A 26,015-nucleotide genomic window follows, 5' to 3' on the forward strand; every position below is an offset into this window, starting at 1 on the left:
GCTTAGTCTTGGCTTATCGCTGGGACTGCGATGGATTGACGCACCTTTCAATGATTGCGCAATCACCAGACAGTCCGCGCCTTCAATAACAACAATCGCGCAAGAGGGATCCCCATGGATGCCGCAAGACCTACCCGGGTGCGTTACCTGATCCTGTTGATGCTGTTCGTGGTCACCACCATCAACTACGCCGACCGCGCCACCATCGCCATCGCCGGCTCCAGCCTGCAGAAGGACCTCGGCATCAGCGCCGTGACCCTCGGCTACATCTTCTCCGCCTTCGGCTGGGCCTATGTGGCCGGGCAGATTCCCGGTGGCTGGCTGCTGGATCGCTTCGGTTCGAAGAAGGTCTATGCCGGCAGCATCTTCTTCTGGTCGTTCTTCACCCTGCTGCAGGGCCTGGTCGGCGGACTGCCGGTGGCCTGGGCGGTGACCACCCTGTTCCTGCTCAGATTCCTGGTCGGCCTGGCCGAGGCACCGTCCTTCCCGGGCAATGCGCGCATCGTCGCCGCCTGGTTCCCCACCGCCGAACGCGGCACCGCCTCGGCGATCTTCAACTCGGCGCAGTATTTCGCCACCGCGCTGTTCGCGCCGATCATGGGTGGCATCGTCTTCCACTTCGGCTGGGAGCACGTCTTCGTCATCATGGGCGCCCTGGGCATCCTGTTCTCCCTGGCCTGGCTGAAGTTCATCCACAATCCCAAGGAGCATCCGCGCATCAACGCCGCGGAGCTGGCGTACATCCGCGATAACGGTGGTCTGGTGGACATGGACAACAGCGCCCGACAAGGCGATGGCGGCCCCAAGTGGCACTACATCGGCCAACTGCTGACCAACCGCATGATGCTCGGTGTCTACCTTGGCCAGTACTGCATCAACGCCATCACCTATTTCTTCCTGACCTGGTTCCCGGTGTACCTGGTGCAGGAGCGCGGCATGACCATCCTCAAGGCCGGCTTCATCGCCTCGCTGCCGGCCATCTGCGGCTTCATCGGCGGCGTGCTCGGCGGGGTGATCTCCGACTGGCTGCTGCGCCGCGGCCACTCCCTGACCTTCGCCCGCAAGCTGCCCATCGTCTGCGGCCTGCTGCTCTCCACCAGCATGATCTTCTGCAACTACGTCGACGCCGACTGGATGGTGGTGGGCTTCATGACCCTGGCCTTCTTCGGCAAGGGCATCGGTGCCCTGGGCTGGGCGGTGGTGGCGGATACTTCGCCCAAGCAGATCGCCGGACTCTCCGGTGGCCTGTTCAACACCTTCGGCAACCTGGCCTCCATCACCACGCCCATCGTCATCGGCTACCTCATCGCCGCCACCGGCTCCTTCAAGTGGGCGCTGGTCTATGTCGGCGCCAATGCGCTGGTGGCCGTGTTCAGCTACCTGTTCATCGTCGGTCGCATCCAGCGCGTCGAGCTGCGTACCGCCGATGGCGAGATCCTGGGCGTGACCCAGCCTGACCCGGCCCGGGCCTGAGCCCCGGCAGAGGATAAGAACATGAACCTGATCGATCACCGAGATTCGCCGCGCTACATCAGGCTCCACCCCCAGGACAACGTCGGGGTGGTGGTCAACGAACCCGGCGTGGCCGCCGGCACTGCCTTCGCCGACGGCCTGACCACCGTCGAGGCCATTCCCCAGAGCCACAAGGTCTCCCTGGTGGACCTGGCCGAAGGCGCCGCGGTGGTGCGCTATGGCGAGGTCATCGGCTACGCCCTGCAGGACGTTCCCGCCGGCAGCTGGATCACCGAAGCCCTGCTGCGCATGCCGGAGCCGCCGGCGCTGGACAACCTGCCCAAGGCCACCGCGCCCGGCCAGGTCGGCGAACCCCTGGAAGGCTATACCTTCGAGGGCTTCCGCAACCCGGACGGCAGCGTCGGCACCCGCAACATCCTCGCGGTGACCACCACCGTGCAGTGCGTGGTGGGGGTGCTGGACCACTGCGTGGAGCGGGTGCGCAAGGAGATCCTGCCGCGCTACCCCAACGTCGACGACGTGGTGCCGCTGTCCCACAGCTACGGCTGCGGCGTGGCCATCAACGCCCCGGATGCGGTGATCCCGATCCGCACCCTGCACAACATCAGCCGCAATCCCAACTTCGGCGGCCAGGCGCTGGTCATCGGCCTGGGCTGCGAGAAGCTGCAGGCCAGCCAGCTGATGCCGGGCGACGACCTCACCGCCGGGCAGGACGAAGAGGCCTGGCTGTTCCGCCTGCAGGATTCGGCCAATGGCTTCGCCGGCATGGTCGAGCAGATCTTGGGGCTGATCGAGGCGCGCCTGGAGGTGCTCGACCAGCGCCGCCGCGAGACGGTACCGGCGTCCGAGCTGGTGGTGGGCATGCAGTGCGGCGGCAGCGACGCCTTCTCCGGCATCACCGCGAACCCGGCCCTGGGCGTGGCCGCCGACCTGCTGGTGCGCGCGGGCGCCACGGTGATGTTCTCCGAGAACACCGAGGTGCGCGATGGCATCCACCTGCTGACCCCGCGCGCCGCCACCCCCGAGGTGGCCGATGCCCTGATCCGCGAGATGGACTGGTACGACCGCTACCTGGAGCGGGGCATGGCGGATCGCAGCGCCAATACCACCCCTGGCAACAAGAAGGGCGGGCTGAACAACATCGTCGAAAAGGCCATGGGGTCGATCGCCAAGTCCGGCACCAGCCCCATCGCCGGGGTCATAGCGCCCGGCGAGAAGATCCGCGGCAAGGGCCTGTACTTCGCCGCCACCCCGGCCAGCGACTTCATCTGCGGCACCCTGCAGCTGGCGGCGGGCATGAACCTGCACATCTTCACCACCGGTCGCGGCACGCCCTATGGGCTGTCCATGGTCCCGGTGATCAAGGTCTCGACCCGCACCCAGCTGGCCGAGCGCTGGCCGGACCTGATCGACATCGATGCCGGCCGGGTGGTGAGCGGGCGGCTGTCGCTGGAGGAGATGGGCTGGGAGATCTTCCAGTGCTACCTGGACGTGGCCAGCGGCCGGCGCCAGACCTGGGCCGAGCGCCATCGTCTGCACAACGACCTGGCGCTGTTCAATCCGGCGCCGGTGACCTGATTCCGGCGGCAACGAAAAAGGGCCGATCCCAATGGGATCGGCCCTTTTTCGTGTGGCGACTTTAGGCTGTCACGGCGCGGCGCGCTCAGTCGGCGAGGGTGCTGCCGCTGACCGGTCGCAGGCGCTGCGGGCCGTCGTCCTCCGGATCACGCATCAGCACGTAGCCGAGGATGATGCCGACGAAGAGGTTGCCGACGCCGATATCGAAGAGGTCGGTGGTCCAGCCGATCAGGCAGAGGCAGAAGGCGATGGCCAGCAGGGTGTGGCTGAGGCGATCCGGCGCGGTATGCAGGCGGATGAACACCGGCAACTGCAGGGCATAGCCGAGGATGCCGACCACGCCGAACACGCACCAGAGATAGACCAGGCTGCTGTCGCTGGTGACGAAGAGGTCGATGCCCGGGACCGGGAAGGCCGCCATGGAACTGCCGAACAGACCGAAGCCGGCGCCTTCCACCGTCCAGCCGTGGCGGGTCATCTCCGCGACGACATTGGGCCAGGTGTTGACCAGGCGGTCGTAGAAGGAGGCCAGGCCGCTGTCGCTCATCACCACCAGCGGATCGAAGTCGCGCACCAGGCTCAGCACCGGCAGCAGCATGCCACCCACCACCGCCAGCAGGATCAGGGCGTAGGTCGGCCACTGGAAGCGGCGGGTCACCATCAGCACCAGGGTGAAGGCGAAGGCCGCGGCGGGCGCCTTGCTGGTGGTGAGCAGGATGCCGAAGAAGCCGATCAGGGCAACCACCAGCCAGAGCGTCTTGGAGCGGGCAAATTGCGCCAGGAACAGGCAGTAGACGGCGATCAGCGCCGCCAGCACGTTGGATACCCGGGCGAAGCCGGCGATGCGGTCTTCCTCGCCGGCGACCCACTGGGTATTGCCGGCGATGTCGTTGCCGCCCAGGTTGTAGCTGTAGCCCTTCCAGGGCACCGAGGTGAACTTGTCCAGGGCGATGCCGATCAGGCAGGCGATCAGCAGCAGGAACATGGCCCGCGCCAGCAGCCGGCGCTGCTTGAGCAGTTCGCGGCCGCAGAGCAGGCCGAACAGCAGCGGACTGTAGACGAACAGCGAGAACAGCACGTTGTTGAAGGTGCCGCCGTGCAGCAGGGCGAGGGCGGCGTAGGCAAGGCCGGCGAACAACCCGACCCAGATCACCCGGGGGATCTTGACCGTGGCCAGCTGCAGGGCGAACAGCCCGAGGCAGGCGATCTTGGGCAGGTAGACCAGCGCCGAGGCGCCGACCATGTCCAGGGCATAGCGCAGGAAGCCGGAAAAGGTCTCGACGAACAGCAGGCCGATGGCCGTCCACACCATGAGGGTGGAATAGCGCCATTCGAGCACGCGCTGGAAGGCGGAGGGGGAGGCGGTGGCAACCGTCATGATGATCATCCCTGTTGTGCTGCCGATGGCGGGTGGGCCACCAGTCCTGACGTGAGCAGCGAGGACCGCCAGGACACGCCACCTTGGCGTTACCGACGGACTGCTGAGGCGAAAGCGTGGAAGGCGGGCACGCTACCGCCCGCGACCGTCGACGACGGGCACGAGCGGAGACGCGAGAAGTAAGCCGAAGGGATGATAGCGGAGGCCTTGAGGCGCCTGTCAAACGGCGCCGGGCCTAGCGGAAATCCTCAACGCGGGAATCGGAAGCAGGCCACAAATAAGGCCTTACTTGACCATCCGCCAGGTCAGGGGATAGCGGTAGTCGCGGCCCTGGTTGGCCTTGATGCCGGCGATCACCGTCAGCACGAAGGCCACGCAGGCCACCAGCAGCATCAGCGGAAAGCCGATCAGCACCCACACCAGCAGCCAGCAGATCATGTGCACCAGGGTGACGGTGAGCTGGAAGTTCAGCGCCTCCTTGCCCTGGCGGTCGATGAAGGGATCGTCCTCGCGCTTGAACTGCCAGACCACCAGCGGCCCTATGACGTTGCCGATGAAGGGCACCACGAAGCCGAAGAAGGCGGCGTAGTGGCAGAGCATGGCCCAGCGCCGGGCATCGGCGCTGGGGGCGGGGACGAGGTCATGCATGATCTGGGCTTCCGTTACTCGCCGCGCAGGGCGGCTTGCTGGATCTCGAACAGGTCGCGCAGGCCGCCCTGGGCCAGTTCGAGCATGGCGTTGAGCTCGGCCGGCTGGAAGGGGGCGCCCTCGGCGGTACCCTGGACTTCGATGAAGCCGCCGGCGTCGGTCATGATCACGTTGAGATCGGTCTCGGCGGCGGAGTCCTCCAGGTAGTCCAGGTCCAGCACCGGGGTGCCCTGGTAGATGCCCACGGAGATGGCGGCCACCATCTGCTTGAGCGGATTACCCTTGAGGTTGCCGCGGCGCTTGAGGGCGCCCAGGGCGTCGACCAGGGCCACGCAGGCGCCGGTCACCGAGGCGGTGCGGGTACCGCCATCGGCCTGGATCACGTCGCAGTCGATGTAGATGGTGTTCTCGCCCAGCTTGGACAGGTCGACGGCGGCGCGCAGCGAGCGACCGATCAACCGCTGGATCTCCAGGGTCCGACCGCCCTGCTTGCCCTTGGCGGCTTCCCGCTGGTTCCGCTCGCCGGTCGCGCGGGGCAGCATGCCGTATTCGGCGGTGAGCCAGCCCTGGCCCTTGCCCTTGAGAAAGCGCGGCACCCCGGCCTCGACGCTGGCGGTGCAGATCACCTTGGTATCGCCGAACTCCACCAGGACCGAACCCTCGGCGTGCTTGGTGTACTGACGGGTGATGCGGATGGGGCGCAGCTGATCGGCGGCGCGGCCACTGGGACGCTTCATTGGGGGCTTCCTGTAAGGCATAGAAATCAGGGCCCATAGTATAGGCAGCGCCCGGTTCGTGCACACGGATGCATTGGGCGCCCCGATCAGGTGCGCTAGAATCGTGCGTTTTACGCGCGGGAAGACCCGGATCGCTCCGGCTCCCGCCCGTCGCCAGACGAGGATCCTGCCATGGTGCACAGCATGACGGCGTTCGCCCGGGTCGAGCGACCGGGGCCCCAGGGCACCCTGAGTTGGGAGCTGCGCTCCGTCAACCACCGCTACCTGGAACCGCACCTGCGCCTGCCCGAGACCTGCCGTGACGCCGAGTCCGGGGTGCGCGAGGCGCTGCGCCGACGGCTGTCGCGCGGCAAGGTGGAGTGCGTGCTGCGCGAAGAGCGCGACGAAGCCGCCGCCCTGCGCGTCGACGCCCGGCGCGCGGCGCAACTGGTGTCCGCCGCCGAAGACGTCGCCGCCCTGATCGCCCGACCGGCCAAGCTCGATCCCCTGGCCGTGCTGGCCTGGCCCGGCGTGCTGGTCGGGGCCGCGGTGGATGACGCCGAACGCAAGGCCCAGGTCCTGGCGTTGTTCGAGGCGGCGCTGGACGAATTGCTCGAAGGCCGCCTGCGCGAGGGCCGGGAGTTGAGTCGCCTTATCGAAGAGCGGCTGGTCCAGGTGCTGGCGGAAGTCGCGACGCTCCGGGCCCTGCTACCCGAGCTGCTGGCGCTGCAGCGGCGACGTATCCTCGAGCGCTGCGCCGAGGCGGGCGTCGAGTTCGAGCCGGCGCGGCTGGAGCAGGAACTGGTGCTGCTGGCGCAGAAGAGCGACGTGGCCGAGGAGCTGGATCGCCTGGAGACCCATGTGGCCGAGGTGCGGCGGGTGCTGGCCGGCAGCGGCGCGGCCGGGCGACGGCTGGACTTCCTCATGCAGGAGCTCAACCGCGAGGCCAACACCCTGGGCTCCAAGGCCATCGATGCCCGCGCCTCCCAGGCGGCCATCAATCTCAAGGTGCTCATCGAACAGATGCGTGAGCAAGTGCAGAACATCGAATAGGCGGACTTCCATGACAGCCCTTCCCGGCACCCTCTACATCGTTTCCGCGCCCTCCGGCGCCGGCAAGACCAGCCTGGTCAAGGCCCTGCTGGATGCCCTGCCCGACATCCGCGTGTCGGTCTCCCACACCACCCGCGCCATGCGCCCGGGCGAGGCCGATGGGGTGAACTACCACTTCGTCGATTGCGCGACCTTCACCAACCTGCTCGAGCACGGCGATTTCCTCGAACACGCCGAGGTGTTCGGCAACTACTACGGCACCTCCCAGGCGGCGCTGGAACGCACCCTCGCCGAGGGGCACGACCTGATCCTGGAAATCGACTGGCAGGGTGCCCAGCAGGTCCGCCGCAAGCTGCCCCACGCCCAGTCGATCTTCATCCTGCCGCCGAGCCAGGCGGCCCTGCGCCAGCGCCTCGACAACCGCGGCCAGGACAGCGCCGAGATCATCGAGCGCCGCATGCGCGAGGCGGTGAGCGAGATGAGCCACTACGTCGAGTACGACTACCTGATCATCAACGACGACTTCGCCAGCGCCCTGGAGGACCTCAAGTCGATCTTCCGTACCCGCCAGTTGCGCCTGGATCGCCAGCAGCGCCGGCACGACGACCTGCTGGTGGATCTGCTGGGCTGAGGGAAAAGCGTAGCGGTGCCGCATTCAGGCACCGCCGGAGGGCGGCTTACAGCTTGATCCAGGTCGCCTTGAGCTCGGTGTACTTGTCGAAGGCGTGCAGGGACTTGTCGCGGCCGTTGCCGGACTGCTTGAAGCCGCCGAAGGGCGCGGTCATGTCGCCGCCGTCGTACTGGTTGACCCAGACGCTGCCGGCGCGCAGGGCGCGGGCGGTCTTGTGGGCCTTGGAGATATCGCGGGTCCAGACCGCGGCGGCCAGGCCGTATTGGGTGTCGTTGGCGATCTGCACGGCTTCCTCGGCGGTGTCGAAGGTGATCACCGAGAGCACCGGGCCGAAGATCTCTTCCCGGGCGATCTTCATGGCGTTGCTGACGCCGTCGAAGATGGTCGGCTCGACGTAGACGCCGCCGGTCTCTTCCAGGGTGCGCTTGCCCCCGGCGACCAGGGTGGCGCCTTCGGCATGGCCGGCCTCGATGTAGCGCAGCACGGTCTCCAGCTGGGTGGTGTCCACCAGGGCGCCGACGTTGGTCTCCGGCTCCAGGGCGTGGCCGGGCTTCCAGCCCTGCAGGGCCTCGATCACCAGCGGCAGGAACTGCTCCTTGATGGAGCGCTCCACCAGCAGGCGCGAGCCGGCGGTGCAGACTTCGCCCTGGTTGAAGGCGATGCCGCTGGCGGCGGCCGCCGCGGCGTCCCTGAGGTCGGGGGCGTCGGCGAAGACGATGTTGGGGCTCTTGCCGCCGGCTTCCAGCCAGACCCGCTTCATGTTGGATTCGCCGGAATAGGCCAGCAGCTGCTTGGCCACGCGGGTGGAGCCGGTGAAGACGATGGTATCGACGTCGGGGTGCAGGCCCAGGGCCTTACCGACGGTGTGGCCATAGCCCGGCAGCACGTTGAACACGCCGGCGGGAATGCCGGCCTGCTGCGCCAGCTGGGCGACGCGGATGGCGGTCAGCGGCGATTTCTCCGAGGGCTTGAGCACCACCGAGTTGCCGGTGGCCAGGGCCGGGCCGAGCTTCCAGCAGGCCATCATCAGCGGGAAATTCCAGGGCACCACGGCGGCGACCACGCCGACCGGTTCGCGGGTGACCAGGCCCAGCTGGTCGTGGGGCGTGGGTGCGACTTCATCGTAGAGCTTGTCGATGGCCTCGGCGCTCCAGCGGATGGCGTTGGCCGAGCCGGGCACGTCGATGCCGAAGGAGTCGGCGATGGGTTTGCCCATGTCCAGGGTTTCCAGCAGCGCCAGTTCCTCGGCGTTGGCCAGCAGCAGATCGGCGAAGCGGATCAGCACGCGCTTGCGCTGGGCCGGGGCCAGGTGCGCCCAGGTGCCCTGCTGGAAGGCGGCGCGGGCGGCGGCGACGGCGCGGTCGGCATCGGCGGCGTCACAGCTGGCGACCTTGGCGAGGAAGCGCCCGTCCACCGGGCTCAGGCAATCGAAGGTGGCGCCGGCGACGGCGTCGACATAGGCGCCGTCGATGAAGGCGCGACCTTCCAGGGTGAGACCTTGGAAGCGCTGCTCCCACTCGGCGCGGCTGGGCAAGCTCATGGATGACTCCTCGCTATTGGCGGTGAGCAGCCACCCTAAACCGGGCCGGAAGGGTTATCAATATATTTGACACTCGGCCGGCAAAGGCGGCGAAACGTGCGTTTTATCGAACGCTACGCTGCCGTTGGCGACTGCGGGTCAGGGCGCTGGGCACGCCCGCGAGGGGCGCGCGGCCCTGGCGTGGCGGGAAGCTCTGGCGGGTCAGGGGCGGCTCGACGCTGGCGTCCAGGTCGTCGAGCCAGCCGTCCACCGCATCCTCCAGCGCCGCGACGGTGAGCTGGCCGAGCACCTGGTGCGCGATGAGATTGCCCAGGCTGGGGGCCGCCGGCGCCCGGGCCGAGCCCCACCAGGCGGCGAATCTGTCCTGCAGGCCTTCGAGCAGGCGATGGACGCGATAGGCCGCGGCGAGCAGCGCCAAGCTGGCGGAGGGCGCCTGGGCCAGGGCGGCCGGGGCGAAACCGGCCAGGGCGCGTTCCAGCACCCCGGTCAGGGGTGCCTCGAAGGCCACCGCCCGCGCCTGCTGCAGCAGGGCGTCGAGGGCATCGGGCACCTTGTCGACATAGGCGCTGGCGAAGCGCTCCAGTGCCGGACCGCGGCTGGCATCCGCGCTGGCGGTACGCGCCGCCTGGTCGGCGAAGGTGCGGCTGGCCTCGCCACTGTCCCGAGCGCGCACCTGGGTGGTCTGGATCACGAGGCGCAAGGCGGCGGTATTCATGGCAGCGTCCTGCAGGGGTGAGCTGCTTTGGACGTTCCCACCCGAGCCGGGTCACACCGTTCGTCCGGTGCCGGCGGCCCTCAGTGGCGCAGCATGAAGGTGTCGTACTCCAGGTCGTCCAGCACCCGGTCCAGGCGGTGCAGGCCGAGCAGCACGCAACAGGCCAGGGAGACGGTGAAGCCGTAGCCGAAGAAGCTCGGGCCCAACTCGATGCTCAGCAGGGTCAACGCCAGGTTGAGGCCGAGGAAGAGGGTGCAGAGCATCAGCACGGTGTCGCGCCGGTCGAGGTAGAAGAAGACGTTGAGCAGCGCCATGAACACCACCTGGATGCTCACCCCCACCACGTCGATGTAGAACAGCGGCAGGTAGTAGTGCGACATGCCGAGCCAGGCCAGCAGCTGCGGTGCCAGCAGGAACACCAGCACCAGGGTCAGGCCCTGGACCTTGCAGATCTCCAGCAGGCCCTGGCGGATGGCCAGGATCATCTGTTCCTTGAGCTGGCCGATGTGCTGCAGGGTCTCGCCACCGCGGACCGCGTTGAATACCCGCTCGTACCACTCGGCGAAGTCGGTCTCGATGCGCACCAGGAACACCGCCATGCCGGGGATGATGGCGAGGTAGGCGAGGAAGATCGGCAGGTCGTAGAGGATGGAGGCGCGCAGCGGGCCGATGACGGCGTCGGAGGTCAGGGGGTCGAACCAGAAGACGAACTTGTCGACCCAGATGCCCAGGTTGTAGAACAGCCCGGTGACCAGCAGGCTGAGGAAGATCTGCTTGCGGTCGAGGAAGTCGAAGGCCACCAGGCGCTCGGCCGGGTACTCGCGGATGATGTCGTAGAGGAACATGAACAGCAGGGCGGCGTGGCCCAGTAGCAGGGCCATCAGCAGGCCGTTCATGCCGAGGAAGCGCAGCACGAAGGCGGCGGCGATCATGATGGCGTAGCCCAGCGTCATCACCACTAGGATGCGGTTGTAGGCCTTCATCCCCGACAGGAAGATGATCACCAGCCAGAGGTCGCAGAGGGTGACGAAGTTGGCCAGTACCAGCAGCCGGTAGGCGAAGGGCTGGTCGAACAGCGTGGCCAGCAGCAGGAAGCCCAAGCCACCGGCGACCAGGGTCACCAGCAGCAGTATGCCCACCAGGTTGGGCAGGATGCTGGTCTGTTTCTCCTCGAACAGCCGATCCGAGACGAAGCGGGTGAAGTACAGCTGCAGGCCGCCGGTGAGGATCAGCGAGCTGGCCATGAGGTAGGTCACCGTGACCAGGAACTGGCGGATCAGCACGCTGGGGGTGACGATACCGGTGGCCAGCACGCCGATCAGCATGACGCTGATGATCGACAGCACCCAGGGGCCCGAGCTGATCAGGCCGGCGTAGACATAGGCGCGCAGGGTGGCGGTGTAGGAGTCGCGCGCGAGGATCTTGCGCAGTTCGAAGCCGATGCCGGCCATGTCAGACGATCCTCCCGATGGCGTCCTGGTAGAGCTCGCGATAGCGTTCCAGCATCAGCGGCTCGGTGTAGTAGCGATTGACCCGGGCGAGGCCGGTGCGCTGCGCGGCCTGCCAGCGGCCAGGATTGCGCAGCAGGGCGAGGATGGCGCGGGCGGTGGCCTGGGGATCGGCGATGGCGACCACGCTGCCACCGGTGCCCAGGGCGCGGTCCTCGGCGGTCGAGCCTTCGATCAGTTCGCGGCAGGAACCCACGTCGCTGCTCACCACCGGCACCCCGGCGGCCCAGCCTTCGAGGATCACCAGCGGCTGGGCCTCGCTGATGGAGGTCAGCACCATGAGGCCGAGCTTGGGCAGGATGTCGCCGATCTTCTGGAAGCCGAGGAACTTCACCTTGCCCTCCAGGCCCAGGCTGGTGACCAGGCTGTGGCATTCGGCGGCGTATTCCTCGTCTTCGTCCTCCGGGCCGACCACCCAGGCTTCGGCCTCGGGCATGGCACTGATCACCCCGCGCATGGCGCGGATGAAGGTCTTGACGTCCTTGATCGGCACTACCCGGCCGAGCAGCCCGACCACCGGCGGCACGCCTGCGGGACGGCGCTCCAGGGCGTCCTGCCACTGGGTCAGGCTGATGCCGTTGGGAATCACCCGGCAACGCGTCGGATCGGCGCCGTCCTGGATCTGCCGGCGGCGGTTGCCGTCGTAGAGCGAGATGATCGGGTTGGCGGCCTTGTAGGTGAGCAGGCCGATGCGCTCGAAGAAGCGGATCCACAGCCGGCGGATGTAGCTGACGTCCACGTCGAGCCCGGTGCGCAGGGCTTCATCGGGCCCTTCGGCGATCCACTTGGCCTGGGCCAGGTCGATCTTGCGTTCCTTGGTGTAGATGCCGTGCTCGCTGAGCAGGAAGTTGCAGCCCCAGCGCCGTTGCAGGATGGCGCCGAGCATGCCGGCGTAGCCGGTGGAGATGGAGTGGATCATCCGCGGGCGGGGCAGGCGGCGGGCGGCCTCGGCCAGCATCAGCAGCGGCGCCTGCATGGCGCGTAGGGTCCAGAGGTAGTCGACGAAGGAGGGATCGGTGCAATAGCGCTCGTAGCCCTCGGTGATGGCTTCCCAGCTGGCGCGGCTGTACATGAAGTCGTCGAGGGTCACGCTGCCCTGGGCGAAGGCGTCCACCAGGGCGTCGCCCTGGGCGGCGCTGGGGTCGTCCGGATGGTGCAGGAAGGCGTGCAGGTCGCGCAGCAGCTGCACCGGCGCCTGGCGCCGCGGGCTGATGGGCGCGGCTTTGGGCACCCAGGAACCGGCCAGGAAGTGTTCCTCGATGTGCACCACGTTGGGCGGGATGGCGTAGTGGCGCTTCTCGTAGTTCTCGCGCTGGCCACCGATGAAGAACACCGAGAAGGTCAGCTCCGGCAGGCCGAGGATCAGCTGGTTGACCCAGCTCGACACCCCGCCGCGCACATAGGGCCAGGTGCCCTCCAGCAGCAGGCAGACATCGGGGGTGACGGTGGCGGCAGGATTGTCTTTCATAACCAGTACTTCACCAGGGCGGCGAACGGCGGCCGCTTCTTCAGATCCGCCGGCAGGCTGTCGAGCAGCGCCGGGATGACCGTGTAATCGCGGCGCAGGAAGGCGATCTCGGCGCGGAAGGGCGCCAGCTGGGCCAGGGGCACGCCCGCCGCCTCGGCGGCCTGGAAGAACTCCAGGGCCCGCTCCGGCTCACCCTGTTCGAGGGCGATGCGCCCGGCGAGGATGCGCAGCTCGTCGTTCTCCTCTCCCGCCAGGGCCAGCTCGATGTGCTCGCGGGCCTGGCCGAGCACGTGGCGCAGCACGCTGCCCTGGGCCAGCCCCAGGTAGGCCAGTTCCCAGTAGCCGCGGGCCAGAGTGCCGTGCAGCGCCGGCTGGCGTTCCGCCGGCGTGCTGGCCAGCTCGCCGAGCTGGGTCTCGATGCGTTGGTTGATCTGGCTTTCCTGCTGGTCGAGCATCGAATAGGCCAGCAGCCGCACGTCGTCGGCCGGGTCGCGCAGGGCCAGCTTGAGGATGGGGATGGCATCGCGCCCCGGCATGCGCCGGGTGGCGAAGAGGGCGGTCAGGCGCTTGTCGGTGCTGGGCGCGTGGCGCAGCACGTCCTGCAGGCCGCCGTCGCTGAACAGCATCTCCTCGCGCCGCTCCAGCGGGCGGAAGGGCAGGTTGGGCACGCTGCGCGCCTCCCAGGCGATCTCGCGTCTCTTGCGCGGCAGGTAGAGCGCCGGGAAGACCGCGGCGATCACCCCGGCCGCGCCCACCAGGGGAATGAAGAAGGCCAGGGCGAAGAGGAACAGCGGACTCCAGGGCAGCGGCCGCTGGTAGCGCCGGGGCAGCAGCAGCCAGGCGCCGCCGGCCAGCAGGGCGCTGCCGGCGGCGTGGGCGGTGGCGAAGGCCAGGGCGGCGGCCGCCACCGGCAGGTTGGCGAACAGCAGCGCCCAGCTGCTGGCCTCGAAGGCGAAGGCGCCGCTAAACAGCCACTTGCTGTTCATGCAGGCCACACTCGTTGAACAGGAAGACGCGCAATTCCTGGGCGCGGGTCTTGGGCAGCAGCTCGTGTTCGTGGCTGCGCACGCCCAGGCTCTCCAGGGTGCTGTCCTGGCCATGGCGTTCGGCCAGCAGCTGGCGCAGCCGGCGGCGATAGCCTTCCAGGCCGTCGGAGGACGTCAGCGGCAGGAGCACCAGCAGGCAGGCATGGCCGGCCCCGTTGGTCAGCCGCAACTGCAGGTCGAGGCCGCGGCGACTGCCTTCCAGCAGCGCCAGGGCGCGCTCGGCACCCGCGGCCTCGGTCATCTCGAAGCAGAACAGGCAGGCGGGCAGGGCGTGTTGCTGGGCGTCGCGCAGCGAGCGCTTGAGGTGCTGGGAGAATTGCTGGGCGTCGTCGTCGGCCAGCGCCAGGGCCAGGGGATCGCTGCCCAGCAGGTCGGCGATGTGGCCGGCGAGGATGGTCAGCAGGTTGAGGGTGCGCTCGTTGAAGGAAAAGAACGGCATCTGCTCGACGGCCAGCACCGCCAGCAGGCGTTCCTCGGTATCCAGCAGCGGCACGCAGGCCTGCAGCGCCGAGTGCTGGGTCTCGCCGCGCTCCAGTAGCGCCTGGCGGATGCTCAGGGTCTCGCCGCGTGCCAGGGTCAGGCGCACCAGCAGGTCGTCGGGATCGATGCCGGGCATCTCGCCCTGGCTGGCCAGCGCCCGGCGGTCCACCCGGCCGCTGGCGTCGACCCGGTACAGCCCCGCCACCCGCAGCGAGCCGTACTGGGTCAGCAGGCCGACTATGGGTTCGGCCAGCGCCTGCAGCGCATCCTGCTCGCGCGGCACCTCGCGCAGCTGGCGGCGCAGGTCCAGCAGTGAGCTGCGCAGGCTGAGGTCGTTGCCGGCGACGCGCTGTTCCAGGCGGTCGTGGGAGATGCGCAGCAGGTGGTGGGCGCGGGTGAATTCGTCCAGGCGCAGCTGGCGATAGTCGTTGGCCAGGTCCAGGCGCTCCAGGCGCCGGTCCCAGATATCGCGGAATTCGCCCACCAGCATGGCGCTGAGCAGTACGCCGACGATGAAGGAGGGCGGGATCTCCGCATAGGCCGGATAGCCCTGGCGGTGCAGATAGAGCAGGGCCGCCACCAGCAGGGCGGCGCTCACCAGCCCGCGCATGAAGCCGTAGCGCACGCCCATGAGGATGGGCGCGAAGACCACCCAGGGAAAGGCCAGGCCGACCATCAGCGGGTCTTCCGGCACCAGCCAGAAGCCCAGGCCCAGGGCGGCCGCCGTGACCAGCAGGGTTTCCAGCCAGGACAGGCGGCCACTGGCGCGCGGCGCCAGGGTGAAGTCCTTGTGGACGGATTGCAGGGCCATCAGCGCAACTGCAGCTCTTGCGCGGTGCCGCGCAGCACCTTCTGCGCGGTGGCGGCGAGGCTCTCGCGCGACCAGCCGGAACGGGCGCCGCTGTTGCTCCAGACGACCTTGCCGCTGGCGGGGTCGATCACCTGGAGGGTCACGCCCACCGCCGGCTCGCCGTCCAGGCCGTTCTTGTACTGCCACTCGTCGACGCTGCCGGTGAGCACGTACTGCAGATTCTGCTGCCGGGCCCAGTCCAGGGCCGCGCGCTGGCGGGCCTTCTCGTCGTCGCTGGGGGCGCCGGCCTGGCTGTCGTCGTAGACCTGCGGCCGGATGCCACGCTCGCCGAGCACACTGACCAGGATCTGCGCCGCGCGATCGCCGGCCATGGGCGCCTGGGCGTAGTTGGCCAGGGGGACCAGGCCCCAGCGGGCATCCTTGGGCAGGGCCTCGCCGCTGGGCCGGGTGAAGCTCGAGCAGCCGACCAGCAGCAGGGTGGCGGCACTGGCGACGAGCAGACGCGTGATGTTCATGAGGTCTCTCCCTTGAAACGACCTAGCGGCCGATTCGATTGCTGTATTGAATGCCCAGGGTGCTGCCGGCCTGCCCGCCGCTGCCCTGGGGCGCGGACTGGTAGCCGGCGGTGAATGCCAGTTCGTCGTCGCCGAGCACTGCCATGCCCAGGCCGACATTCAAACCGTAGTTGAATTCGCGCTCGGTCCACTGCCAGCCGACCAGGGCGTCCACCAGCCAGGTGTACTGGGGGCGGGTGCGGTTGAGCGAACCGGGGATGCCGCGCCGCCAGCTGCTGCCGACGTAGAGCTGGCCGTAGCGATCCTGCAGCAGCTGGGTACCGCCCAGCGCCTCGAGGTCGCTGGCGGTGATCTCGCCGTTCTCGCCGCTGCCGACGATGGGCTGCAGGTAGCGGGTGACGCTGTCGGGCAGGGTGCTGCGGGCCTTGTTCTGCTGGTAGGTCACGCCGCTGCGCACCTGCCAGGTGGGACCCTCGAAGAAGATCAGGTGGCTCAGCTCCAGGTTGAAGGCGAAGCCGCTGCCCAGGTCATCGCCATCGCGGCTGGAATAGCGGTTGTGCGCCGCCCGCCAGCTCAGCTGGTCGCGCGGGGTCAGGTTGTGGCGCCCGGCCAGGCTGACACTGTCCCGCCGGCCCAGGGCGCGCAGGTAGCCGCTCTCGTCCGGTTGCCGATGCCAGTCCAGCGCCGCCTCGATCTCGGTGTTGCCGTCCAGCCGCCAGGTGCGGGCGACGCCCAGGCCGAGGCGATTGCTGTCCGCGCGCTGGCTGGCGTCCACGGTGGTCTCCAGGCCGCCATCGGAGAGGTCCTTGAGCACCTTGAGCAGCATCTGGTGTTCGTTGCCCAGGGCGTCGGCTTTCAGGCCGTTGCCCTCCAGGCGGTTCTGCTTGAGCTGGACGTCGGCATAGACGTCGTCGGCGAGGCGCCGCGCCGCGCGGACTTCCGCACCCTGCTCGACCAGGCCGCCATAATCGCGGCGCTCCCAGCCGGCCTGGACGCCGTTGGGGGGGCGCTCGGCCTGCTCGGTGGCCTGGCGCAGCAACTGGCGCTGGATGACCTCCGGTGGCTCGTCGCCAACCGCGGTCAGCGCCGCTGCCTGGGCGTCGCCGGCGTGGCCAAGGCGTTGCAGCACCTCGACGCGCTGCGCCGGATCCAGGTCGCCCGCCGCCAGCAGCTTCTCCAGCTCGCCGCGATTCTGCTTGCGCAGGACCTCCTGCAATTGCTCGTACTGGCGGATCTTCAGTCCATGGCTCTTGGCCCAGGCCAGCCACTCGCCCTTGAGGCCGTCGTCGTTGTTCTGGCTGAGGGCGTCCAGCCACTGGTCGAACCACAATTGCAGCATGCTCGGCGAGCCATCCTGCCAGGCGCGTGCCTGGGCCAGGGCCGCCTGGGGGCCGCGCAGGCTGGAGAGCAGCCGCAGGTAGGTGGCGTAGCGCTCGGGGGTGGCCGGCACCTCGTCGTTGGCCAGGTGCGGCGTCACCACCTTGCGCAGGCGCAGCGCCGCATCCTGGTGGCCGGCGGCGTCCAGGGCGTCGGCATAGGCGGCCTGGATCAGCCAGTCCTGGGCATGGGCGTCCAGGTAGCGGCGATACCAGCCGAGGGCTTCCTCGGCCTGGCCCAGCAGCACCAGGCCACCGCCGAAGGGTAGCCAGAGCACCTCGCTGTCCCGCGCGCGGCCTTTCCAGTCGCGCAGCAGGGCGGCCAGTTCGACCTGGCGATTCTGGTCGATGAGCAGCCACAGCAGCCGCTCGCGGAAGCGGTCGTCGTCCGGGAAGCGTTCCAGGGCCTGCCGATAGCCGGCTTCGGCCTGGGCGATGCGCCCGCGCTGGAAGTCGAGACCCGCCCGGGCCAGCCAGACCGCGGGGTTGGTGGCGGAGGCCGGTTCGCGGTCGGCACTGGCCAGCAGGCGCTCCAGCGCCGCACTGTCCTTGAGTTGCTCGGCCCACTGCAGGGCCTGGGTCAGGCGATTCTGGTCCTTGCCCCTCTCCCAGCTCTTTTCCAGCAGGGCCAGGGCCTTGCGTGGCGCCGTGCGCTGGTAGAGCTCCAGCAGCCGGTCCTCGTCGCTGGCGGAGAGCCCCTTGTCGCTCGCCGCCAGGCGTTCGAGCGCCTGCTGCGAATCGGCATCGCGTTCCAGCTCCCAGGCCAGGTCTGCGCGCAGCCGCCAGTAGTCGCCGCCCTGGCGCTGCTTGGCCGGCATGCGTTCGAGCACGCTCCACGCCTCTTCCGGCTTGAACAGCGTCCACAGGGCGCCGGCCCAGGCCAGGTATTCCTCGGTGGTGAGGGGAAAGCGCTGGCCGAAGGCGGCCCAGCCATCGACCTGGGCCTGGCCCTGCTCGGTGCGGGCCAGCAGCTGTTGCAGGCGCTCCCAGGCCAGGCGCTGTTTCGGTTGGCGCTTGAGATAGCCGCGCAGCCAGAGTTCTTCGGCCGCGGGATCGCCGAGGGACTCATAGGCGAAGATCAGCGCGTCCAGCTCGGTCTTGTCCAGCTGGCGTCCCTGGGAGGCCGTGCCGAGCAGTTCGACCACGGCATCGAAACGGAAGGCGCGGGCGGCCAGTTTCCAGGCGTGATCGCGACGCGCGGGGTCGTCCTGCCGGGCGAGCAGCCGCAGCCAGAGCTCGAGGGCTTCGTCGACGTGGTCGGTCCATTCGCCCAGCTGCGCCAGCTGGGCCAGCAGCTCTTCGTCGTCCGGACGCAGGGCCAGCAGTTGCTGACCGTCCGTCCAGGCGGTCTGGGTATCGCCGCTGGCCAGGGCCAGGCGGAAGGCGGCCTCCAGGGCGGCGGGATTGTCCGGCTGCCATTGCCGCCAGCGCTCGATGAGGCGCTGGGCCAGGTCCAGCCGGCCACTGCCCTGGGCGGCGGCGACCCCGGCCTGCAGCCAGGCCAGGCCGCCCGCGTCGGCGTGCAGGCGCGGCAACTCCTCTTCCAGCAGGGCGGCGGCGGCGGCGCCCTGGCCGGCCGCCAGCCAGGCGTCGAAGGCCTGGTGCCGATAGCCCTGGCGCTGCTCGGCCGAGTCGGCGAGATCGGCCAGGCGCAGGTAGAGGCGGGCGGCTTCCTGCTGGCGGCCACCGGCCAGGCTCCAGCGCGCCGCCTGCTCCAGCCATTGCCGGCGGCGTGGCGGATCGCGCCGCGCCAGCTCGACGTAGCGCTGCGCCGCCGTGGCCGGATCGGCCAGCTGCAGGGCCCGCTCGGCCACGCGTTGCAACTGGGGCGTGCTGAGGCTGGCCACGTCCAGGGCGCTCAGCCGCTGCGCCAGGCGCTCGCGCTCGGCGTCGGCCAGGCCGCCTGGCTGGGCTTCGGCCTGCAGGATGTCCATTTCCACGGCATAGAAGGGCGTCGAGGCCAGCGGCTGCGGCAGCAGTTGCAGCTGGCGCCGCGCCTCGTCGATCCGGCCCAGGGCGATCAGCTGGTCGATCAGCTTCATGCGCAGCCCGGTATCCTCCGGGGTGGCCTTGAGCAATACCTGGGCATAGCTGATGGAGACCTGGTCCGCCGGTTCCTCGCCGGGCTGGAACACCTGCTTGCCATGGAAGGTCAGCACCAGCACCAAGGCGGTGACGAGCGCGATCCCCAGCAGTGTCCAGGCACTCAGGAGCCGGGTTTTCTTAGCCGCAGACGATCTCACCGTCACTCACCCGTGTCAGCGGAAGTTTGAACGTCCAGAGCCCGGCGCCGCCGGGTTGGCCCGGGTAGCGCTCACGTCCTACCCGGACCTCGCAGGCCGTCGCCGCGCGCAGGGTCATCTCCAGGGGAAACTGTCCGGCGAAGGCGAAGCGGATGCGCGTCGGCGACAGGTATTCCCAGCGTTGCAGCGGGATGTTGGCCTCTTCGAGGGCGGGGCTGCCGTCGCGACTGTCGCGCAGCACCAGCCGCGCCTGGGCACCGGCCAGGTGGACGTAGCGACCCTGCGGCAGGTCGCGTACCCCGGCGATGCCCTCGGAGCGCTGCAGGTCCGGCCAGCCCAGCCGTGGGTCCAGGCGCAGGGTACGCAAGCCGTCGAGGCCGCGGATCGACCAGCTGCCATCCGCCTGCCGGGCGAGACTGGCGGCGTAGAAGCCATGCAGCCGCGCCACGTAGTCGCTCATCCACAGCGACAGCGGCCGTTCGGCGGCCATGCCCTGGTAGATCTCCTCCATCGTCTTGAGCGAGGCCTGCTTGGTGGCGGAGTAGAAGTGGTAGTAGAGATTCAGGCCGCGCAGCCGCCGCGGGTGCTCGGTGCGCTCGAAGGTATAGAGCAGGTCGCGAAAGCCGTAGTAGGGTCCGCGCCAGAGATTGGTGTAGACGTTCTCGTTGATGATCGGCGCGTAGTACTGCAGTCCCCCGGGCGTGGGGCGGATGAAGGGATAGAGGCCGCTCACCGACGGCTGCGCGCGGGTGATGTGGGAGTTGCCGCCGTTCACGTTGAGCAGGCCGGTATCGTAGGCGAGCTTGAGGGTGGCGGCGTCCGGCTGGGCGTCACCGGACCAGAAGATCAGCTTGACCGGCTTCTGCGGGGTGGTCAGGCGCTCGTTGATGTAGCGCGTCGAGCCGACTACCTCGCGGGTGAAGTCCACCTTGTCGTAGCCGGGGATCTGCATCATGTAGCCGTACAGGGCTTCGAAGTTGTCACCCTTCTCGGCCACCGCGGGTTGCCAGAAGAACGGATGGCTGAAGGTATGGGTGGCCACCTCCACCTTGGGATCGGCGAACAGCCGGCGGGCGATGGGCTCCAGCTGGGCGGTCAGTTCCGGATAGCGTCCCTTGGCGCCGACCTCGCCCTCAATGATCGACGCCGAGGTGAGGAAGGGGTGCGGCCGGATGAGCTGGTCCAGCACCACCTGGCCGGAAAAGGGCGCGCCGGGCAGTTCCGCCTTGGAGGCGAAGGCGTCGCCGTCGATGTGCACCGTGGCGATCCGGCGACCGTTCTCGGTGGTCGGATCCGGGACCGGCAGCGGCGGCAGGCGCAGGGCCTTGGCGGTGAAGGCGAAGGGATCGATGATCCAGCGACTGGCTTCGGGGCCGTCTTCCATCAGGTAGGGGCTGAAGGCGAAGCCGCCCCAGGGGGCCACGCCCATGGGCACGAAGTTCTCGCCCTGGCCGGCCAGGGTGACCACCGGCGTCGGTCCGCCCGCTAGCGTCTGCACGGCGGGCAGGCCGCGGGTCCGCAGCTTGACCGGCGCCTCGAAGTTGCCGGCCAGCGCCGGGTCCGCCACCTTGAGGGTGAGGTTGTCGGGCAGTGGCTTGCGGCTGACGCCGAGCCCCAGGCGCTTGAGCAGGGCTTCGTTGTCCAGGGGCAGGCCGCCGAGGATCAGCAGCGGCGTCTTTTCCGCCACGCGCTGGCCGATCCAGTTGCTGAACTCCCGCGCGTTGGGTGGCGGCCCGCTGGTCATCCAGACCACCACGCCGGCGTAGAGGGCGCCGGGCCAGGCGGTGGGCAGCGGCTTGGCGGCATCGAAGTAGTCCAGGCGGTAGCCCTGGTACTCCAGCACGCTACCCAGGAAGCGGTGCACCATGGATTGCCGCAGCGCGCCCTCGCGCCCGTCGTAGAGCAGGGCCAGCCGACGCGGTTGCAGGGTTACCGAGCTGATGCCCAGGGTGTTGAGATCGGGGGTGGTGATGTAGGGCACGTAGCCTTCGTCGCGTAACCGCTTGGCCAGTCGCTGGGCCTCTTCGCGCTGCTCCGGCGGCAGGTATTCGATGGCGATGACCGGGATGCCGGCACTGCGCGCCGCCGCGATCCGCGGCTCCAGCCACTCGCGGTCCTGGGCGCTGACCGGCCGATAGGTTTTCTTGCCGGCATCCCAGCCGGCGTAGATCGACTCCACCGCCATGGCCGCGGCGACCCCGGGTAATTCCGGTTGCACCTCGAAGCCGCGGTTGAAGAACAGCTTGAGCGCGGGCTGGCGGCGATGCAGATCGGCGAGCAGGCTCTTCAGCGCCAGGCGCTGGGTTTCCCGCTGGTCTTCGGCGACCAGCTGGAAGCTGTCGAGGGTATCGAGGAACAGCCCCGTGTAACCGGCCTTGGCCAGCTGGGCGGCGCGTTCGAGCAGATGGGCACGCCAGACCGGCGACGCCAGATTCATCACCTGGCTGCCCCAGGCCTGGTTGGCCACCGGGCTGGCGCCCGCGCTGAGGCCGGCCTTCTCCAGCGCCGCCGCATCGCCGGCGAACTCACCGATGGACAGGTAGGCGAAGGGCTGAGCCCCGCCTTCGCGCAGGGTACGGACATCGGCAGGCGTGGCATGGCCGGGTTCGAGCACCACCCAGTCGAACTGGGCGAGCTCGGCCACCGGTGGCTTTTCCGCGTACCAGAAGGCGACGCTGGCCGGTGCGGCCAGGGCCGTTCCCATGAACGACACGTAGCCCAGTAGCCAGACGCTCAGCGTGCGCCACCAACCGAAACGGGCTCCTGCCCTCGTTGCCTTGCCTGCCGCCACACCCTGTCCTTATCACTGCCTGATCTCGGTATCAGGGTAGCTACATTATGCAAAAGCGTGACGAAAAACGGGCTCCGCCAAGCCAAGCGGCAGGAAAAAAGCGATCAATAGGTATCGAGATAAGTAATGGCTCGCCTGAGAAGGCGTCTAGTCGGCGGGTTTCAGGCGTTGAGGCGGAAGGGGAGTCGAGCGCGGAGGAGGGAGAAGAGGAGCAGAAAAAAGTAAGATGAATTGCCGTCATGCGCGGCGGGAGCCGGCATGACGGCAAGCGAGCGCTATTACTTGAAGCTGCTGTTCAGGTTGGCGCTGGTGGAGAGGATGTTGGTGGAACCCAGCAGTTGGCTGACGAAGCGGTTCCAGCGGGTGATACCGGCCGGGCCGACGAAGACCACGTCCTGCGGCTGCAGGTGGAAGTTCTGCGCCAGCACATAGGCGGTGGGGTTCTTGGCCGCCAGGTGGAAGACCTGGGCGGTGGCACCCGGGGCCTTCAGGTCTTCCGGACCACGGATGACGTAGACGGCATCGGCGTTGGCGGTTTCCTGCTGGATGCCGCCGGCCTGGCTCAGGGCTTCCATCAGGTTCAGGTTGGTGACCTTGTAGCTGACCGCTGCCGGGGCGCGGACTTCACCGACCACGTAGACCTTGCGGGCATCGTTGTAGGGCAGGTGGAGGCTGTCGCCGTCCTTCAGGTAGATGCCGTACAGCTTGGAGTCCTTGCGGTTCAGGCTGTCGGTATCCAGGCGGTATTCCTTGCCGTCGCGCACCAGGGTCACGCCGGACAGGTCGGCACCACCGGTGTTGGCCACGCCGGCCTGGCCCAGGGCTTCCACCAGGGTGATGGGCTTGGTGGTCAGCGGGATGGCGTCGCCCTTGTTCACGGCGCCGGAGATGGTGACCTTCTGGCTACCGAACTTGAGCACGCTGACGTCGACCTGGGGATTGTCGATGAAGGTGGCCAGGCGACGGGAGATGTCGGTACGGATCTCTTCCAGGGTCTTGCCGGCGGCGCGTACGGTGCCGACGTAGGGGTAGAACAGGGTGCCATCCGGGCGCACCAGGCGACCGTTGGCTTCCAGCTGCTGCTGGGCACCGGACGGGGCGGTCAGTTCGGGGTGGTCCCAGACGGTGATGTAGAGCAGGTCGCTCGCGCCGACGCGGTAGGCCTGCGGCTTGTAGTCCAGCAGGGGCTTGAGGTCGGGTGCCTTGGAGAGGGCCGCGGAATCCTGGCTCAGCAGCAGCGAGCTGGTGATCGGGATCAGCTGCACCTTGGTGCCCTGGATGCTCGGGTCGCTCTTGAGGTCGTCCTGGTCCAGGTACTGACCCGGGGAGTAGGCGCAACCCTGGAGGACGATGCCGGACAGCAAGGCCAGAGCGGTAAATTTGGTTTTCATGTCATTCGTCCTTGATTGCTGATTGAGTGTAAGCAAGAGGAATAAATCGGAGGGCAGATGCAACGAGCCGGTTATTCATGGTGTTCCTTCGCAAGACGTAGCGGCCCGTGGCAGTGGGCCGGTTCCAAGCGGCTAGCCTGTCCGGTACGCGAGTGAACTCGAGGCCTCATCGTGGAGCGGTACGGGCACTTGAGTCTGCTGGTCTGAGACTGGCCTTTAGCCATCGAGTTCAGCGCGCCGGCAGGCGAAAAAGGTGACGCCGTTCGAAATCTGTCGTATCTCCGCTAGCGCGGTCCTATGACCGTGCAGTCATGTTTTTGCAGGTGCTTTTCCAGCAGGGCCACCTGGGGCTTTTCGCCACCGCCCTTCGGCTCGATGGCCAGTGGGTAGTCGCCCCAGCCCGGCCCGGCGGCCCAGTAGGCGCTCGGCACGCACTGCTCGCCCAGATAGCTCAGCAGATTGTCCATGGCTTCCAGCCACTCCGGGTGTGCAGGTATCCCATATTCGCCAATGAATCCGCGCAAATCGTGCTTTTTCAGCCACTCGATGAAGGGCTTGGTACGTTCCACCCCGATCATGGGATGGACGCCCTTCATGCCGGTGGCGTAGTTGCCGCTGGAGTCCGCGTCGAAATAGATGTGGGCTTCGTAGATCAGGTTGTTCGCCGGATCCTTGATCAGCAGGTCGCCGTTCACCTGGGGCCAGCGCTGGGCACTGGCCCAGCTGTCGCCTTCGATGAAGATCGGCGTCCGCATGTCGACGGTGCGGATGCTGTCCACCGCCGTCTGCGCCGCCTTGGGCCAGAGTCCCTGGGTGTCATGGGGTTCGTTCATGACATCGTAGCCGTACAGCGCCGGATGGTTCTGGAAGGTGGTGGCCAGGCGTTTCCAGACGTCGGCGTAGCTGGCGTAGGACACCTGGTACGAGCCGATCAACTGGCCGCGATAGCGCGCGTAGTTGTGCAGGTCCAGGATCACCTTCATCCCGTACTGGTCGGCGAAATCCAGGGTGCGCTTGAGCAGGGCGACCTGCGCCTGGTCCAGCTCGCCACCGAGTTGCGGCTGTACCCGCTCCCAGAGGAAGGGGAAGCGGATGAAGCGGATGCCCTTGGCGCTGTAGCGGCGGAAGTAGTCCTCGGTGGGATAGAAGTAGTTGGTACCTTCCACCCCCGGCAGTACCTGGCCGGCGAAACCGGCGGCCGACAGGTTGATGCCGATGAGGTCCAGCTTGGCTGCCGCAGGCTCTGCCTGAGCCTTGCCGAAAAGCGCCGCGGACAGTAATGCGGTGGCCAGCAGGCCACGACCGATACGACGTTTCACTGATGACACGGGCAGCACCTCGGGGTCCATTCAGGAGCTCTGTTGATAAACGGGGGCGGGTTGCAGCGGCGGGGTGCGCCGCGCGAAGAATTCCAGGGCCAGGTAATCCACGGTCACCCGGATCGTCCAGGCGATGGCGGCGCCCATGATGGAGAAATGCTGGATGCAGACCACCAGCAGGCCCAGGTAGGGCAGCAGCTCGGCCAGGTGGATCATCGCCGTGGTGCGCGAATGCCCCCGGGCCTGGATCTTGGCGAAGGGGATCTGCGCCAGGGCGTTGAAGATGAAGCCGACCACCAGGATGCGCAGGATCTGCGCCGCGTCCCCACCGTACTCGGGGCCCATCCACACCGTCATGATCCAGGGTGCGAGGATCAGGATCGGCAGCACCATCGCCAGGCTGATCAGCAGCAGGCCCCAGAAGGCCTTGTTGGCCTGGCGCGCGGCGTCTTCGCCGCTCTTGCTCAGCAGCGGGAAGACCACCCGGGCCACGGCGTTGGGGATGATCAGCATCCGCGACACGGCTTCGGCAGGGGCGGTGTAGAAGGACACGCGGCCGGCGCCGACCATGTGCGAGAGGACGAAGCGGTCGAAGTACACCATCAGCGGGCTGATGATGTTGCTCACGGTCATCCAGCTGCCGAACTTCAGCAGCTCCTTGAACACCTCGACCTTGAAGGTGCGGATGCCTTCGGGGAAGTCCTTGTGCAGCGGCCAGTAGGCCAGCGCCATGGAGACGATCCGCGCCAGCACCAGGCCGATCACCGTGGCGGAGAAGCTGGGCTCGATCAGCACCGCGATCAGCGGGGCGATGGCCAGCAGGCTGTTGGAGAAGGTCCGCAGGATATTGAATTCACCGAAGCGCTCGTTGCCTTCGAGGTAGGCGAACCAGACCGTCGCCAGCAGGAAGGGCGGCACGCACAGGCTCAGCCAGCGGAAGCCGGCCACGGCATTGTCGAAATGCTCGGGCGAGACGTGCAGCAGGCTCACCACCTTGCCCGCGCCGAACCAGAGCAGCAGGGTCGCCACCAGGCTCAGGCCGATCACGGCGCCAGTGGCGGTGCCCATCACCAGCCGATTGAGGGCCTTGTCGCCATGGTGCATGGCGACGGCGCGGATCACCGCCCGCGAGAGACCGGCATCGAACAGCGTCGCATAGCCGACGATGGCGAAGGCCAGGGTGAAGAGGCCGAACTGCTCGACTCCGAGCAGGCGCGACAGCACGCCCATGGTGGGCAGGGCGATGGCGCTGGGAATGACGACACCCAGGATGTTCCAGGTGCTGTTTTTGATCATCGACATCGTGGGGGTGGACACTCCATGGGGCCCCGGGCG

19 protein-coding genes are annotated in these 26,015 nt (G+C 68.0%); 4 read left to right on the forward strand and 15 right to left on the reverse strand.

Features of this window, described 5'->3' with window-relative positions; translation table 11 throughout:
• The first annotated feature begins 114 nt into the window (after window positions 1-114).
• A complete protein-coding gene (locus tag FSV73_RS14085; RefSeq protein ID WP_145008481.1) occupies window positions 115-1,473 on the forward strand; it encodes an MFS transporter in 1,359 nt (452 codons plus the stop codon).
• Window positions 1,474-1,494: 21 nt separating this feature from the next.
• A complete protein-coding gene (garD, locus tag FSV73_RS14090) occupies window positions 1,495-3,051 on the forward strand; it encodes a galactarate dehydratase (RefSeq protein WP_145008482.1) in 1,557 nt (518 codons plus the stop codon).
• Between the two features lie 85 nt (window positions 3,052-3,136).
• On the opposite strand, the gene FSV73_RS14095 is transcribed toward garD, so the two are convergent.
• The 3 genes from FSV73_RS14095 to rph form a co-directional block, all read right to left on the reverse strand.
• A complete protein-coding gene (locus FSV73_RS14095; RefSeq protein ID WP_145008483.1) occupies window positions 3,137-4,429 on the reverse strand; it encodes a hypothetical protein in 1,293 nt (430 codons plus the stop codon).
• Window positions 4,430-4,714: 285 nt separating this feature from the next.
• Window positions 4,715-5,077: a DUF4870 domain-containing protein gene (locus tag FSV73_RS14100; protein WP_145008484.1), complete on the reverse strand. Its 363-nt coding sequence runs from the start codon at window positions 5,075-5,077 to the stop codon at window positions 4,715-4,717.
• 14 nt (window positions 5,078-5,091) lie between these two features.
• The gene (gene rph, locus FSV73_RS14105) at window positions 5,092-5,814 is read right to left on the reverse strand and encodes a ribonuclease PH (RefSeq protein ID WP_058791176.1); all 723 of its coding nucleotides are present in this window, start codon (window positions 5,812-5,814) and stop codon (window positions 5,092-5,094) included.
• 171 nt (window positions 5,815-5,985) lie between these two features.
• Here rph and FSV73_RS14110 point away from each other — a divergent pair, with 171 nt between their 5' ends.
• Together FSV73_RS14110 and gmk are read left to right on the forward strand one after the other, a co-directional pair.
• Window positions 5,986-6,846 (forward strand): YicC/YloC family endoribonuclease, encoded by an 861-nt coding sequence (locus FSV73_RS14110; protein ID WP_145008485.1) that lies wholly within the window; start codon window positions 5,986-5,988, stop codon window positions 6,844-6,846.
• A gap of 10 nt (window positions 6,847-6,856) precedes the next feature.
• Window positions 6,857-7,477, forward strand: a complete 621-nt coding sequence (gene gmk, locus FSV73_RS14115; RefSeq protein ID WP_007161416.1) for a guanylate kinase — start codon at window positions 6,857-6,859, stop codon at window positions 7,475-7,477.
• A gap of 46 nt (window positions 7,478-7,523) precedes the next feature.
• On the opposite strand, the gene FSV73_RS14120 is transcribed toward gmk, so the two are convergent.
• The 12 genes from FSV73_RS14120 to FSV73_RS14175 form a co-directional block, all read right to left on the reverse strand.
• Complete coding sequence (locus tag FSV73_RS14120) at window positions 7,524-9,017, reverse strand: aldehyde dehydrogenase (RefSeq protein ID WP_145008486.1); 1,494 nt, start codon at window positions 9,015-9,017, stop codon at window positions 7,524-7,526.
• A gap of 103 nt (window positions 9,018-9,120) precedes the next feature.
• Window positions 9,121-9,732, reverse strand: coding sequence for a hypothetical protein (locus FSV73_RS14125; protein ID WP_145008487.1), 612 nt, complete (start codon window positions 9,730-9,732; stop codon window positions 9,121-9,123).
• 80 nt (window positions 9,733-9,812) lie between these two features.
• Entirely contained in the window at window positions 9,813-11,183 is a 1,371-nt protein-coding gene (gene pelG / locus FSV73_RS14130) for an exopolysaccharide Pel transporter PelG (RefSeq protein WP_145008488.1), read from the reverse strand.
• Window position 11,184: 1 nt separating this feature from the next.
• A complete protein-coding gene (gene pelF, locus FSV73_RS14135; protein WP_145008489.1) occupies window positions 11,185-12,708 on the reverse strand; it encodes a GT4 family glycosyltransferase PelF in 1,524 nt (507 codons plus the stop codon).
• Window positions 12,705-13,694: a tetratricopeptide repeat protein gene (locus FSV73_RS14140; protein WP_145008490.1), complete on the reverse strand. Its 990-nt coding sequence runs from the start codon at window positions 13,692-13,694 to the stop codon at window positions 12,705-12,707. Before FSV73_RS14140 ends, pelF begins: the two co-directional genes overlap by 4 nt.
• Window positions 13,672-15,045, reverse strand: a complete 1,374-nt coding sequence (locus tag FSV73_RS14145) for a PelD GGDEF domain-containing protein (RefSeq protein ID WP_145008491.1) — start codon at window positions 15,043-15,045, stop codon at window positions 13,672-13,674. The genes FSV73_RS14140 and FSV73_RS14145 overlap by 23 nt, the downstream gene beginning before the upstream one ends.
• A complete protein-coding gene (locus FSV73_RS14150; protein WP_145008492.1) occupies window positions 15,045-15,560 on the reverse strand; it encodes a penicillin-binding protein activator LpoB in 516 nt (171 codons plus the stop codon). Before FSV73_RS14150 ends, FSV73_RS14145 begins: the two co-directional genes overlap by 1 nt.
• A 22-nt stretch (window positions 15,561-15,582) precedes the next feature.
• Entirely contained in the window at window positions 15,583-19,179 is a 3,597-nt protein-coding gene (locus FSV73_RS14155; protein WP_145008493.1) for a tetratricopeptide repeat protein, read from the reverse strand.
• The gene (locus tag FSV73_RS14160) at window positions 19,160-21,883 is read right to left on the reverse strand and encodes a bifunctional glycoside hydrolase 114/ polysaccharide deacetylase family protein (protein WP_145008494.1); all 2,724 of its coding nucleotides are present in this window, start codon (window positions 21,881-21,883) and stop codon (window positions 19,160-19,162) included. Before FSV73_RS14160 ends, FSV73_RS14155 begins: the two co-directional genes overlap by 20 nt.
• Window positions 21,884-22,248: 365 nt before the next feature.
• Window positions 22,249-23,361, reverse strand: a complete 1,113-nt coding sequence (locus FSV73_RS14165) for a polysaccharide biosynthesis/export family protein (RefSeq protein ID WP_145008495.1) — start codon at window positions 23,359-23,361, stop codon at window positions 22,249-22,251.
• A gap of 284 nt (window positions 23,362-23,645) precedes the next feature.
• Window positions 23,646-24,680, reverse strand: a complete 1,035-nt coding sequence (locus FSV73_RS14170) for a glycoside hydrolase family 5 protein (RefSeq protein ID WP_145008688.1) — start codon at window positions 24,678-24,680, stop codon at window positions 23,646-23,648.
• A 30-nt stretch (window positions 24,681-24,710) separates the two neighbouring features.
• Window positions 24,711-25,982, reverse strand: a complete 1,272-nt coding sequence (locus FSV73_RS14175; RefSeq protein WP_260856085.1) for a flippase — start codon at window positions 25,980-25,982, stop codon at window positions 24,711-24,713.
• Window positions 25,983-26,015 lie beyond the last annotated feature (33 nt).

Origin of the sequence: Pseudomonas oryzihabitans, assembly GCF_007665395.1 — a bacterium.
Classification (GTDB): Bacteria; Pseudomonadota; Gammaproteobacteria; order Pseudomonadales; family Pseudomonadaceae; genus Chryseomonas; species Chryseomonas psychrotolerans_C.

Bases quoted from the DNA above. Each gene is read 5' to 3' on its own strand.
- FSV73_RS14085 (WP_145008481.1), top strand. From the start codon at position 115: ATGGATGCCGCAAGACCTACCCGGGTGCGTTACCTGATCCTGTTGATG.
- garD (WP_145008482.1), top strand. From the start codon at position 1,495: ATGAACCTGATCGATCACCGAGATTCGCCGCGCTACATCAGGCTCCAC.
- FSV73_RS14095 (WP_145008483.1), bottom strand. From the start codon at position 4,429: ATGACGGTTGCCACCGCCTCCCCCTCCGCCTTCCAGCGCGTGCTCGAA.
- FSV73_RS14100 (WP_145008484.1), bottom strand. From the start codon at position 5,077: ATGCATGACCTCGTCCCCGCCCCCAGCGCCGATGCCCGGCGCTGGGCC.
- rph (WP_058791176.1), bottom strand. From the start codon at position 5,814: ATGAAGCGTCCCAGTGGCCGCGCCGCCGATCAGCTGCGCCCCATCCGC.
- FSV73_RS14110 (WP_145008485.1), top strand. From the start codon at position 5,986: ATGGTGCACAGCATGACGGCGTTCGCCCGGGTCGAGCGACCGGGGCCC.
- gmk (WP_007161416.1), top strand. From the start codon at position 6,857: ATGACAGCCCTTCCCGGCACCCTCTACATCGTTTCCGCGCCCTCCGGC.
- FSV73_RS14120 (WP_145008486.1), bottom strand. From the start codon at position 9,017: ATGAGCTTGCCCAGCCGCGCCGAGTGGGAGCAGCGCTTCCAAGGTCTC.
- FSV73_RS14125 (WP_145008487.1), bottom strand. From the start codon at position 9,732: ATGAATACCGCCGCCTTGCGCCTCGTGATCCAGACCACCCAGGTGCGC.
- pelG (WP_145008488.1), bottom strand. From the start codon at position 11,183: ATGGCCGGCATCGGCTTCGAACTGCGCAAGATCCTCGCGCGCGACTCC.
- pelF (WP_145008489.1), bottom strand. From the start codon at position 12,708: ATGAAAGACAATCCTGCCGCCACCGTCACCCCCGATGTCTGCCTGCTG.
- FSV73_RS14140 (WP_145008490.1), bottom strand. From the start codon at position 13,694: ATGAACAGCAAGTGGCTGTTTAGCGGCGCCTTCGCCTTCGAGGCCAGC.
- FSV73_RS14145 (WP_145008491.1), bottom strand. From the start codon at position 15,045: ATGGCCCTGCAATCCGTCCACAAGGACTTCACCCTGGCGCCGCGCGCC.
- FSV73_RS14150 (WP_145008492.1), bottom strand. From the start codon at position 15,560: ATGAACATCACGCGTCTGCTCGTCGCCAGTGCCGCCACCCTGCTGCTG.
- FSV73_RS14160 (WP_145008494.1), bottom strand. From the start codon at position 21,883: ATGGGAACGGCCCTGGCCGCACCGGCCAGCGTCGCCTTCTGGTACGCG.
- FSV73_RS14165 (WP_145008495.1), bottom strand. From the start codon at position 23,361: ATGAAAACCAAATTTACCGCTCTGGCCTTGCTGTCCGGCATCGTCCTC.
- FSV73_RS14175 (WP_260856085.1), bottom strand. From the start codon at position 25,982: ATGTCGATGATCAAAAACAGCACCTGGAACATCCTGGGTGTCGTCATT.